Raw genomic sequence first — 12816 nt, forward strand, 5'->3', positions numbered from 1 at the left:
GCATAATATATATTATGGAAAATAATATGGCATTGAACATGGCGTTGGACAGATCCGCTCGAGATTGATGGAGCGAGGAAGTGCGCGGAATTTCAATCTCTTGCGGGGTTTTTCTGCTACAAGGCGCGCGTCCGGGCCGCTCCCTTCTCGGGCGATAATGCCGGACCTGTCTGGGCGACGATCGGAGGGATGATGAGACCGAAGGTGATCGGGCTGATCGGCGGCATGAGCTGGGAGAGCTCGGCCGAATATTATCGGATCATCAACCGCGCCGCGCGGGAGCGTCTGGGCGGTGTCCATTCGGCGCGCAGCCTGATGTGGTCCGTCGACTTCGGCGAGATCGAGCGCCTGCAACATGCCGGCGAATGGGCGGCGCTGGAGGCCGAGATGGTGGTTGCCGCGCGGAGGCTCGAGGCCGGCGGCGCCGATGTCGTGGTGATCTGCACCAATACGATGCATCGCATGGCGGATGCGGTGGCGGCAGCGGTATCGATCCCCCTGCTCCACATCGCCGATCCGACGGCGGCGGCGGTCAAGGCGGCTGGCCTGTCGCGGATCGGGCTCCTCGGCACCGTTTTCACCATGGAACAGGATTTCTACAAGGGCCGGCTTGCCGCGCGGCACGGGCTGGAGGTTCTGGTGCCCGACGCCGAGGATCGGCGGGTGATCCACGACGTCATCTATCGCGAGCTCGTGGCCGGCGTGGTGCGGGACGAGTCCCGCGCCGCCTATCGCGCCGTGATCGCGCGTCTGGCTGAGCGCGGCGCGGAGGCGGTGATCCTCGGCTGTACCGAGATCATGCTGCTGATCGGCCCGGCCGACAGTGCCCTGCCGCTGTTCGACACGACGGCGTTGCATGCGCTCGCCGCCGTCGATTTCTCGCTGGGCGGCGTCGACGCGGCGGGAAATAGTTTCGACAAGCCAATAAGTTGATGGATGTTCTTCAGGCGTTGATTTCAATCGATGAGCGCCGCGATCTCGCTTTCGTGACGATTGCTCATATTATGGCGGATGATATGGTTTCAGGTGATATGGTTCCAGGGCCGCACGAAAGCTGAGGAGACGGGCATGAAGATCCTTCGCACGCCCGAGGCGCGTTTCGCCGATCTGCCTGACTATCCCTTCGCGCCCCATCACGTGGAGTTGGGCCCCGTTCGGATGCATTACGTCGACGAGGGACCGCGCGACGGTCCCGTCGTCCTGCTGCTGCACGGAGAGCCGACCTGGTCCTATCTCTACCGCAAGATGATCCCGCCGCTGGCGGCCGGCGGGTGCCGCGTGCTGGCGCCGGACCTCATCGGTTTCGGCAAGTCGGACAAGCCGGCGGCCGCCTCCGCCTACAGCTACCAGGCTCATGTCGACTGGGTGCGCGAATGGCTGCTGGCGCTGGATCTTCGCGATGTGACGCTGTTCTGCCAGGACTGGGGCTCGTTGATCGGTCTGCGGGTGGCTGCCGAAATGGAAGACCGCTTCGCCCGCATCTGCGTGTCGAACGGCTTCCTGCCGACGGGCGAAGTGGCGGCCCCCCCGGCGTTCAGGCTGTGGCGGGCGTTCGCGCGCTTCACGCCGGTGTTCCCGGCGGGGCGCATCGTCGACTTCGGCAGCCTGACGAAACTGTCGCGGGCCGAGATCGCGGCCTATGACGCCCCCTTCCCCAGTGCCGGCTACAAGGTCTGCGCCCGCCTTTTCCCGAGCCTGGTGCCGACCGAGGCCGGCGATCCCGCCCTGCCCGCCAATCGCCGTGCGTGGCAGATCCTCGGCAAGTGGACGAAGCCGTTCCTCTGCATCTTCGGGGCCGACGATCCGATCCTGGGCAAGGCGGATTCCCTGCTGATCCCTCATGTACCGGGCGCCGCCGGCCAGCCCCACGACCGCATCCGCGGCGGTCATTTCATCCAGGAGGACCGGGGCGACGAGCTAGCGGCCCGTCTCCTGGACTGGCTGGGTCTGACGAGCGCGCCCTAGGGCGCCGGGTCAGGCCGCGCGATTGTCGACGGAGACGCCGGCGGACGGCAGCGCCCCGGGCCGGGTCCATTCGGGCGGCGCCCAGATGTGCTTCAGGCGCAGCCACAGGGGGCCCGGGCGGAGCACGTCGCGCATCATGTCCGCGAATTCATGCAGGTTCAGGGTCAGGATGTTGTGGCTGCGCACTTGGCGCACGATGCCGTAGTCCACCTTCTCCCCCTCGGGCTCGAAGGTGCCGAACAGACGGTCGAACAGGATCAGCACGCCGCCGTAGTTCTTGTCGATATATTGGGGATTGCGGCCGTGATGGGCCCGGTGATGCGACGGCGTGACGAAGATGGGGTGACGACACGAAAGTGATCAGATTGTCCGGTTCGTGAGAACGGACCAGCAACTATGCTGCCAGCAGCGACTGCGGCCGACGGAGAGGTCGCAATCCATCCATCGGAATTGAATCGTCGCCCCAGACGTAGTCCCCGGTCAGGCCGACATGCTCCCAGCCGAGCGGCGCGACGTGGCGCGCGAGTTCCGGCCGCACGTCGGCGCCGCGGCCGCCGAGATCTTCCATGGCAGCCTGAAGGTACCGGGTGTTCCACAGGATGACCGCCGACACGAGCAGATTCAATCCCGAGGCCCGGTAGGCTTGGTTCTCGAAACTGCGGTCGCGCATCTCGCCGAGCCGGTTGAAAAAGATGGCCCGCGCCAGTGCATTGCGCGCCTCGCCCTTGTTGAGCCCGGCGTTGGCTCGTCGGCGCAGCACCGGATCGCGCAGCCAGTCCAAGGTGAACATCGTGCGCTCGAGGCGGCCGAACTCGCGCAGTGCCAGAGCCAGGCCGTTTTGCCGGGGATAGGCAGCTAAGCGCCTCAACATGGCAGAAGCGGTCACCGTGCCGACGCGGATCGAGGTGGCCAGCCGCAGCAACTCTTCCCAGTGGGCAGCCAAGTGATCGAGATCGATCACACCGCCGATCAGGGGCCGGAGAGCCGGAGGCGCCTCGTCTCCCGGAAACAGATACAGGCGGCGGTCCTTGAGGTCCCGGATGCGTGGGGCGAAGCGGAAGCCCAGCAGATGGCACAGCCCGAACACATGGTCGGAGACGCCGCCGGTGTCAGTATAGTGCTCCTCGATGGACAGGCCGGTCTGGTGGTAAAGCAGGCCATCGAGAACGTGCGGCGCCTCGCTTGCCGTCGCCGCGATCACCTTGGTGTGGAACGGACCGTACTGGTCTGAGACATGGGTGTAGAAGGCGACGCCCGGCTCGTTGCCGTGCCGGGCGTTGACGTCACCGACCGCCTCGCCGCGGCCGCCGGCACGATAGAACTGGCCGTCCGAGGAAGAGGTGCTGCCGTCGCCCCAGATGGCGGCCAGCGGCAGGGCTCGATGGACGTCGATGATTTTGGCGAGTGCGGCAGCGTAGGTCTCTTCACGCACGTGCCAGTCATGCATCCAGGCAAGCTGCCGCATCGAAACGCCGCGGCAGGCCTCCGCCATCCGCGTCAGCCCAAGATTGATGCCGTCGGCGAGAATGGCCGTGAGCAGCGCCGCCCGATCCTCCGGCGGCCTGCCGCTCCGCTGGTGGGTAAAGCACGCGCTGAAGCCGACCCAGCTATCGACCTCCAGCAACAGGTCGGTGATCTTGACCCGGGGCAGCGTCTGGTAGGCGCTGTGGCCGAGCTCATCAGCCGCCTCGGGAGTACGGTCGCGGATGGGGGAGACCTTCAGTTCGCCCGTTGACAGATCGACGCTCTCCAGCTTTCCGGCCGCGGCCAGGCCGGCAACCTCCGCAATCCGCTCGCGCAGGGCCTGCCGCCGCGCGGGCAGGTAGACGGTTCTTTCCCTGCTGACCGCGACCGGCAGGGCGTTCTCGTCGCGCAGCGCGTCGAAAGTCGGCCTCGGCACCAGGCAGGACTCGAAGTCGCGAAATTGGCGACTTCCATCAACCCATATGTCGCCGGCGCGTAGCCGGTCGCGCAGCTCCGAAAGGGCGCAAATTTCGTAAGCCTTCCTATCGATCACGCCGCCAGGCATGACGAGCCGACGCCAGGAGCGACGGACGAACCCAATCGGCGCCTTGGGCGGCAGGCTGCGCTTGCCCGAGTCGTGCATGGCCCGGAGCACCTCGAGCGCCCGCAGTAGCGACGCAATGGCGGGGCCACCCTTGAAAACGAATGCGCCCAGCAAAGTCGGGGCAAAGGCACGGACAGTGGCGTACCGCCCCACCAGTTCGACCCGAGGGTCCATCGCGTCCGGCCGCGCCAAAGCCTCAACATCGGCGACGCTGGCGACGAACTTGTACCATCCAACACCCTTGTCCAGCGCCTCGAAAGGATTCCGGCCGGCCTCGCGTGCGTCGATCACAGCGCGGCAAGCAGCGATGATTGTCTGAAGCTGGCTCCTGGTCTCCTTCATCGTTTTGAGTGTCTTCTCCGACGTGCGGTTTTCTGCTCGGCGGCCGAGCGAGACCATGAGCTTATCGAACATGGCGAGTGCTGCGTCGGTCAACGCTGTCTCCATGCGGATCGCCACCGCGGCCAGCAGCGCATCCCGGCGTACAGGGGAGAGATCGCGGAGGTGCTGCACCGTCATCCGCACGCCCTCGGCGGCAAGCCGCTCGAACGCGGCATCAGGGACCTGGTCTTGGACGACGCGGTCGACGGCAAGGCCGCGCAGCGCTTCGAGGCGGTCAACGACCGCGACGAGATTGCGCGGTGCCGGTGCCTTTGGTGCTGAACGGAGCCAAGCCAGCATGGCAACGCCGGCATCGGCCCACGGCTCGAGTAGCGCCGCGACCCGGCCACCGCCGTCCCGTCCGAGCGCTTGCACGACAATGCGATAAATGATCCGCTCGGCCCGGCCTCGCGCCTGGTGCAGGATCAGCTCCAACACGGCCGCGGACGGCAGCAGGATGCGTCGCTGCCGCAGTTCGTTGACCAGCGCGGTCGCAAGCGCCATTGGATCCCGGTTCACCTGGGCGATGGACAACAGCCACGATGCCAGCGCCCCGAACGCCGCGCGATCGAAGCTCCGGTAGCCTGTCTGCTCCATGAGATCGGCCATCTGCTCGCGCCGGGTCTGGCCCCGGCGTCGATAGTCGGCATAATCATCGGCTTCGGCGCCAACCTGGCGAGCAACAAAGGCCAGCAAGGCCGACGGCGGGATTTCGTCAGGGTCGGGCATGCGACCGGGATAGCGCAGGTAGCAGAGCAGGACAGCATAACCAAGACGGTTGCGCGCGGTGCGCTTGACCGCGACAATGTCCAAATCGTCACGGTCGAACGTATAGTGGCGGATCAGTTCGCGCTCATCAGACGGAACAGCCAGGAAGTGTGCCCACTGGCCTTCGGTCAGGAGTCGCCGTCGCGCCATCGCCCTCTCCAATCCCGTCAAGGAAATCATAGCGAAAGTGGCGGGTGGCGGCGGGGCAGATCGCTACATGTTCGCGTATAGTCGAAATTCAGGCTAAAGCTCACCCGCGCTGCCAGCGCGGTGAGCTATTCCCGAATCAGTTTCACCGGTCGCCGAGCGACCGCCAAGCAAACCAAACAACAAAGAGTACGATGAGAGTGAGAGGCCAGCCCGGGCCACTCTCTATGAAATGGATCGTGATATCCATTAGATCCTGCAGCGTTAGCGCACCTGCAACTACGGTGGTCATCGAGAAACGTCCGTTGGTAAGCACGGCGCCGCCGCTTATGTGCCAAATTGGCGGCATTTTCATCCAATTTGGCATGATTTTCAAGGCTGACGTTATGCGACTGTTGAGGTCGCGCATAGGCCGAAAATTGCTCCCATAAATGTCGGCGGGGTCAGCGCCACCCGCCGGGCGGATGAACTGATGCGGTCCATGCGCGTGACCCGCACCTCTTAGTGTCTTTAGTGTCTGATCCGAAATTAAGTTGAGTGATATCAGCCGGTTAGCTTGACAGCGTTGGCCTGTCGCTGATTCTGGGGTTTCGCCAAAACCGACCAGGAATCAGCGACGTGGGCCGATACTGCCCGCGCCATTCATGCGCGAACCGAACTGGCTTTGCCAAGCGATTTGACCGATGCGGAATGGGCGGTGCTCGAACCACTTCTGCCGCCCGCTTCGCCAGTGGGACGTCCTCGCAAATGGTCGATGCGGCGGATTGTCGAGGCGATCCTGTTCTTGCTGCGGGGTGGTTTGCCATGGCGGATGCTGCCACCCTGCTTTCCGCCGGTCTCGACCGTCCGGCGTTGGTTCTACCTGTGGCGCGACAGCGGCCTGTGGCTGACGCTCAACCGCACCCTGCTCATGGCCTCGCGCGAGGCGCGGCCGGGAAGCCTTCCCCAGCGCCGGGGTGATCGACAAGCAGACCGTGGAAACCACCGAATCCGGCGGCCCTCGGGGTTATGACGCGGGCAAGAAGATCAAGGGACGCAAACGCCATATCCTCACTGACACGCAAGGAAATCTCGTCCACGCCGTGATCCACACCGCCGACATCCAGGATCGCGATGGCGCGCCGCTGGTTTTGGGCAAGATCGCCAAGCGCTTCCCCTGGCTCCGGCACATCTTCGCCGACGGCGGCTATGCTGGTGACAAGCTCAGGGACGCGCTGCGCCCTATCGGAAAATGGACCGTCGAGATCAACAAGCGTTCAGATGCCGTCAAAGGCTTCAAGGTCCTGCCTCGCCACTGGTGGTCGAGCGCACCCTAGCATGGCTCAACCGAAACCGGCGAAATCGGGCGCCACCCTGGACCGCAAAGGCACTAGGTCGACGGAGAAACGGCCGGCCACAAGCTCTCTACACGCTCTAACGAACCGGACGATCTGATCACTTCCGTGTCGTCATAAGCACGAACCACCCAAACCGCGTGACGGGTGGGATCAGATGGAGCCAATTGTAGATCCATGCTGCGTCGCCACAGGTGACAACAATGTCAGTTTCAAATACCGTACCAAAACGGTGCAAACTGTAGCCGATTTGGCAATTCGTGCGCCAGCCCGCTCACTCACGGGCGGTCGCCCTGAAGAGGGTGTCAGACGAGAGTGTTCTATTTTAAGTTTTGCATGAGGAACTTGCAATATGCGAAAAAGACCAACCGTTAAGGCCGTTATCTTCGGCACAACAGCGGTCGCCACTCTCGCGGCGGCGGCAAGCGCCACCGCGCAGGACGCCATTCAGGTTTCTGCATCGCAGTTTGGTTATACCAACCGCGCGGTTGCTGAAACCAACGTCAAGCTCGATATATTCGGCGGTGGCGATGAAAGTGGCGGTACTTATGGTGGCGCCCCCAGCCTGACGGTACCCCTCGGCGACAAGCTCGGCCTGCAGATCGACGGCGTGGCCGGCGTGACTGGGGACGAGACCGGCTTCGCCGGCGGCGCCGCCCAGCTATTCTACCGTGACCCACAGAAGTTCCTGATCGGCGTCGCCGGTGGCGGCGTCTATGTCGACAGCGTGGCGCAATATGGCGTCGCAGCGATCGCCGAATATTATCTCGACAATGTCACCCTCGAAGGCTTGGTCGGCTACGAGACCGGCGACGTGATCGATGGAGTCTACGGTCGTGCGGGCCTGTCGGTCTATGCCAATCCCAATCTCCGCCTCGGCGGTGGCGTCAGCTACTCGCGCAGCAACGATCTGGGTGGCGACATCCAGGTCGAAGCACTGCTGACCGACGTCCCAGGCATGGCCCTGTTTGCCACCGGCATCTTCGACCAGCAGGGCGCCATGGGCCTAGGTGGTGTTCGCTTCTACATGAATTCCGGCACCAATCTACTGACCACCGACCGCACCAAGCAGCAGTCGGCGCCAACCCTAATCGACATGCAGCGCCACATGAACAGGCCGAACTTCCTGTTCGCCGCCGGGTCTGGCTTCGGTATCCGCCAGATCAGCCTGACAGGCGACGCCACGTCGAATCCGCCGCCGCCGCCGCCGCCGCCCGAGCAGTGCAAGGATCACTCCCTGAAATGCAAGCTTCACGGCCTAGTCGACCGCCTGGTCGCTCACGAATATCGCGAGCATAGCGCCCTGACGACGCTGACGGGGTGGGTCGACGACCAGGTCAACGCCCGGGTCGACAAAGAGAATAGCGCCTTGGAGGCGCGGGCAGATCGGCTCCACGGCCTGATCGATGGCCTGGGCAACAAGTATCCCATCCTGGCGCCGCTGACGGGTCCGCTCGACGCTCTGATCAACGCCCGGGTCACTCATGAGTATCGCGAAAACAGTGCTCTGACAGCCCTGTCAGGGCGAATCGACGAACGGGTCAACACCCGGGTCGACAAAGAGAATAGTGCCTTGGCGGCGCTGGCAAATCGGCTCCACAGCCTGATCGATGGCTTGGGCAATCGCAAGCATCGCCCCCTGGTGGCGCTGACGGGGTGGATCGACGACCAGGTCAACGCCCGGGTCGACAAAGAGAATAGCGCCTTGGAGGCGCGGGCAGATCGGCTCCACGGCCTGATCGATGGCCTGGGCAACAAGTATCCCATCCTGACGCCGCTGACGGGTCCGCTCGACGCCCTGATCGACGCCCGGGTCACTCATGAGTATCGCGAAAACAGTGCTCTGACAGCCCTGTCAGGGCGAATCGACGAACGGGTCAACACTCGATAGGGCCTTCGTACCTAGGTGATATATTCTTGGGTGAGGTATGCCACACCCAAGAATATTCAAGATCTGACAGGCGTGATATCCGCTTTAGAATCTTTAAAGCGGCATTGTTACCGATGGATCTTCATTATGCTTTTCTTAACTTCATTCCCAATAACCATACAATATACTATAGATACAATAATTTATTTCATAGAAATCGGTCCTGGCTGGCCCCTCACTCTCATCGTACTATACGTTGTTTGGCTTGCTTGGGTATCATTCCGCTGAAATCTCCCTATCCAACTAATACCAGTTCCACGAATGGCTGACTCGTGAGGGATTGAACGAACCCACTGTGGCGGGATTTTGGAGAAGCTCCCCGTGACCTGACCCCCCCGTGCTTCATCCAGCGGGAAGCGGAGACCCGGCCCCGGCATCGCGAGGACGATCCCGCCGCCCAGAAGGCCCTCAAAAAAAGCTCCGCGCCCGGGTGAAAAGCATCGCCCGGCGCAAGGCTGCCGGTCGCAAGGTCGAGATCTGGTTCCAGGATGAAGCCCGCGCCGGCCGGGTATGGTTCGAGCGAGGGCAACGGCCGAGGGGGGCCCGCGACATGCGCCACAAGGCAGCCTGGATCTTCGGCGCCGTCTGCCCGGCCCGGGATACCGGCGTCGCCCTCGTCCTGCCGGTGGCGACGACCGAGGCGATGTAGGCCTTCCTCGACGAACTGGCCCTGGCCGTTCCCGCAGACCGATCACTCACTTTATTTCGGATCAGACATTAAGTTGTCGGAGCCAGAGTTGAGCGAAGACATCGACTGGCGCATAATTGCCTTCTATTAATAGTCGATAGAATTAAACGGATAGAACCAGCACGACTTAAAAAATGGGCGGATTATCGCCATTTCTTCCAGACGCTTTGGTTTGATTTTTATCGCTGTGCGCGCGCGGCCGGAATCACCCCGCCCTGGCGTCAGACCGCAATGACACGCAGCGACTTGCGGAACCATGCGTCGACCCCGCGGCAATCTCTGGCCGAGCTTCGACATGATCTGCTTACAAGATGTGTTGATAGCGTTGCGTTGAGTGCATAGTGTAGCTATGCGCAAAGCATCACTACACATTGCCCCCTGAGCCTTTCCTGCCCTCACGAGAGACCCCATCATGACAGCCCGCACGGCAACCCTGCATCCTGTATTGATTTCCTCAGGGCCTCGGCCGAGCGCTAGGCGTTGGTCCTTAATCGTTCGGCCTGATCAGCTTCACCACCGAGCCCAGGTGAAGCGCATCGTTAAGGAAACCGACGAGGCGGTGTCGGTCGTGCTCGCACCGGTCGACGGGATACCCAAAGACCTGCGGGCCGGTCAGTTTCTCACCCTGATCGCGCAGATCGATGGCCAGGCCGTGAAGCGGGCGTATTCCCTCAGCGAGCTTCCCAACGAAGGGACGATGACGATCACCAGCAAGCGGGTCGAGGGTGGGGTGATGTCCACCTATCTGAACACGCGCCTAAGAGAGGGTGCTTGGCTTCAGTTCGCCGGCCCCAGCGGCGACTTCGTTTTGCCGGCACGGGTACCGACACACTATGTGTTCGCCGCAGCGGGCTCGGGCATCACCCCGATCATGGCCATGGTTGAGCAATTGCTGGAGCATGAAAACAACCACGTACCCATTGCTGTTTTTTATGGCAATCGTCGCGAGCAAGACATCCTTTTCCGCGAGCGACTGGATGCATGGGCGAACCGACATGAAAACCTGACCATCCACTATGTACTCAGCCAACCAGCACAGGACTGGAACGGTCGCCGAGGCCGCATCAGCGCTGAAGAATTGCGTGGTGCTGCGCCCGGAACCGGAGCCATCTATTTTCTCTGCGGCCCGGATGACTTCAATGAGTCCCTTCGCCGCCAGTTGATCGCTCTTGCGATTCCCGCGCAGGCCATTGCCAGTGAACAGTTCACCACGCTCGCCCGCGAATCCCGCCCCCATCCCAAGGACTCTCATATCGTTGTGTTCCGCGTTGGCGGATCGGAAAGGGAGGTCACGGTGCGGCCGACGGAGACCCTGCTTGAGGCGGGTCTGCGGGCCGGCATCGCCCTGCCCTTCAGCTGCACCATGGGGGGGTGCGGGCATTGCAAGGTCAAAATACTTGACGGCGACGTCGCCACCGATGCGCCGAATTGCCTGACCGAACCCGAGCTTCAGGCCGGCTACGCGCTGGCCTGCTGTGCATATCCGCATCATCGCGCGACGGTGGCAATCGAAGAGAAAGTGTCATGAGCGCTTCCAAAAATTCGGTGTACCGGATAGCGGAAGTGGTCCGCCGATCCGGATTTACCAAGGAAACGATTCACTACTATCTGCGCGAAGGCCTGCTGCCGCCTCCGCAGAAGCCCACGCGCAATTCGGCACTCTACAGTGAAGAGCACCTACATCGGCTGCGCATGATCCGCTCGATGCGCGAGGAACATCTGCTACCGCTCAAAGCGATCAAGTGCCTACTCGCTGACCAGCCGCTACAGGAATTCAGCGCCGCACAGTTCGCGACCCTTCAGGCTTTGCGCCAACGGAAGCTGAATGAATTGCGCCTTCGAGGACCCGGTGGCAAGCCTGGGCTCACACGCGATCTGGCCCTTGAGCTAGGGCTGACAGTCGCCGAATTGCAGGAGCTGCGGGAAATCCAGTTGCTCACCGCGGCTGACGACGAGGCCCTCGATGCCGACGAAGTGGAGTGTCTGCGGCTATGGGCGCTGGTGCGCGACGCCGGCATCAATGCCGAAAAGGGCTTCAGCCCGCGCGACATCCGCTACATCGACCAATCTGCCAAGTTCCTGTTCGAGCAGGAATTGGCACTGTTCAAAGATCGCCTGCACCAGTTGCGTCCAGCGGAAATCGATTCGCTGTTGCACATCGTCCTTCCGGCCATTCATCGGCTGGTGGTCATCCGCCATGAACGAATGATTTCGGCACTGCTGGAGGTTTACGGGGCCTCATCGGTGCGAACGATCCCGACCCGTCAGGAGTAAGACGCATGAACACCACCACCGAGCAGGTCTTGGGCCGTATGCTGCAAGGCCTGCCCCTCAAGATGCAGAACAAGGTCACCCAGACGCTGGAGAATGTCTCGCTGGTTGCCGAGATTCGCGATCCCAGAGTCGGGGTGAGCATGTTGCCCTCGGCCTATCGCGGGTTGTGGCAGCGTAAGGGCAAGGGTGATGACTCTGTGCCGATGAAGTCGGGCCATGCCGTACATTTTGATCTGAACTACGGCACAGATTTCCCAGAGATGTACGAGCTTTACCGCCGGGCTGTCGCCAACCAGTGGGATGGGGAATGGCAGCTCGACTGGGGCACCGAGGTTGATCCAATGAATCCCGAAACCCCAATTCTCGGTCGGACGCCTTTCGCGCCATTCGAAGGGCTGGAGGCCGCCGGTGTGAAGCTCGACGCCGCGGAGAAGCAGCAACTCAACTACCACTTCGCGGCTTGGATGTTGTCCCAGTTCATGCACGGCGAACAGGGTGCCCTTTACGCCTCGGCGCAGTGCACGGAATCCGTTAGCTGGGTCGACGGCAAGCTCTATGGCGCCACACAGGTAATGGATGAGGCGCGCCATCTTGAGGTATTTCTCCGGTATCTGGAAACCAAGCTGGAGCGTGTATACAAGGTCAACGACAACCTGTTCGTGATCATCGACGACCTGCTCACCGACTCGCGCTGGGACATAAAGTTTCTCGGTATGCAAATCATGGTCGAAGGGCTCGCGTTAGGCGCCTTTTCCACCATGTACAATCAGACCGGCGAGCCGTTGCTCAAGAACCTGCTGCGTTATGTGATTCAGGACGAAGCCCGCCATGTGCATTACGGGGTGCTAGCCTTGCGCGAGCACTTCACAAAGAACCTTTCGGCAGCCGAAAGGCGTGAGCGAGAGGATTGGGCTTTTGAAGTGGCCATGCTGATGCGGAACCGCTTCTTTGCCCACGAAATCCACGATGAGTGGTTTGCGCATCGCGTCTCGCGCGCTACTTGGAACCGGTTGATGTCCGAGTCGCCGGCCATGACCAAGTTTCGCAGCATCATGTTCCAGCGATTGGTGCCGAATCTTCAATATATCGGCCTGCTCTCGCCGCGCATGGAAAGCTACTACGAAAAGGCCGGTCTGATGGCTTATGCCGGCGGCAAGAATGCTAGCCAGCTCTCTGAGCAGGACTTGCTGCGTGACAACGACACGCTCGCCGAACAGGCGATCGAAACGCTGCGTAAGTCGGCGTAAGTCCTGCCAACCGC

General features: G+C 62.1%; 9 protein-coding genes and 1 pseudogene. 8 read left to right on the forward strand and 2 right to left on the reverse strand.

The genetic code is table 11. The features are described 5' to 3' along the window. The first annotated feature begins 189 nt into the window (after positions 1 to 189). From L2U69_RS03215 to L2U69_RS03220, 3 genes are read left to right on the forward strand one after another with little or no spacing between them, the layout of a single operon-like run. Complete coding sequence (locus tag L2U69_RS03215; protein ID WP_236104900.1) at positions 190 to 933, forward strand: aspartate/glutamate racemase family protein; 744 nt, start codon at positions 190 to 192, stop codon at positions 931 to 933. Then, positions 933 to 1058: a hypothetical protein gene (locus tag L2U69_RS19110; protein ID WP_268967206.1), complete on the forward strand. Its 126-nt coding sequence runs from the start codon at positions 933 to 935 to the stop codon at positions 1056 to 1058. Before L2U69_RS03215 ends, L2U69_RS19110 begins: the two co-directional genes overlap by 1 nt. Positions 1059 to 1068: 10 nt before the next feature. Continuing rightward, positions 1069 to 1965, forward strand: coding sequence for a haloalkane dehalogenase (locus L2U69_RS03220; RefSeq protein ID WP_236104901.1), 897 nt, complete (start codon positions 1069 to 1071; stop codon positions 1963 to 1965). A 9-nt stretch (positions 1966 to 1974) separates the two neighbouring features. Here L2U69_RS03220 and L2U69_RS03225 read toward each other — a convergent pair whose 3' ends face one another. Continuing rightward, positions 1975 to 2304 (reverse strand): sterol desaturase family protein, encoded by a 330-nt coding sequence (locus L2U69_RS03225; RefSeq protein WP_329605369.1) that lies wholly within the window; start codon positions 2302 to 2304, stop codon positions 1975 to 1977. A gap of 55 nt (positions 2305 to 2359) precedes the next feature. Continuing rightward, positions 2360 to 5332, reverse strand: coding sequence for a Tn3 family transposase (locus L2U69_RS03230; RefSeq protein WP_236104903.1), 2973 nt, complete (start codon positions 5330 to 5332; stop codon positions 2360 to 2362). A 637-nt stretch (positions 5333 to 5969) separates the two neighbouring features. Between L2U69_RS03230 and L2U69_RS03235 the strand changes: the two are divergent. The 5 genes and pseudogenes from L2U69_RS03235 (at position 5970) to L2U69_RS03260 (ending at position 12802) form a co-directional block, all read left to right on the forward strand. Next, positions 5970 to 6763 (forward strand): annotated as a pseudogene (locus L2U69_RS03235) (IS5 family transposase). Between the two features lie 252 nt (positions 6764 to 7015). After that, a complete protein-coding gene (locus L2U69_RS03240) occupies positions 7016 to 8554 on the forward strand; it encodes a hypothetical protein (RefSeq protein ID WP_236104904.1) in 1539 nt (512 codons plus the stop codon). Between the two features lie 1253 nt (positions 8555 to 9807). After that, on the forward strand, positions 9808 to 10809 hold the full coding sequence (locus L2U69_RS03250) for a ferredoxin--NADP reductase (RefSeq protein WP_236104905.1): 1002 nt from the start codon (positions 9808 to 9810) through the stop codon (positions 10807 to 10809). After that, positions 10806 to 11555: a MerR family transcriptional regulator gene (locus L2U69_RS03255; RefSeq protein WP_236104906.1), complete on the forward strand. Its 750-nt coding sequence runs from the start codon at positions 10806 to 10808 to the stop codon at positions 11553 to 11555. The genes L2U69_RS03250 and L2U69_RS03255 overlap by 4 nt, the downstream gene beginning before the upstream one ends. A 5-nt stretch (positions 11556 to 11560) precedes the next feature. Beyond that, on the forward strand, positions 11561 to 12802 hold the full coding sequence (locus L2U69_RS03260; RefSeq protein WP_236104907.1) for a ferritin-like domain-containing protein: 1242 nt from the start codon (positions 11561 to 11563) through the stop codon (positions 12800 to 12802). Positions 12803 to 12816 lie beyond the last annotated feature (14 nt).

The organism is Zavarzinia marina, from assembly GCF_021568905.1.
In the GTDB taxonomy this organism is placed as follows: Bacteria; Pseudomonadota; Alphaproteobacteria; order Zavarziniales; family Zavarziniaceae; genus Zavarzinia; species Zavarzinia marina.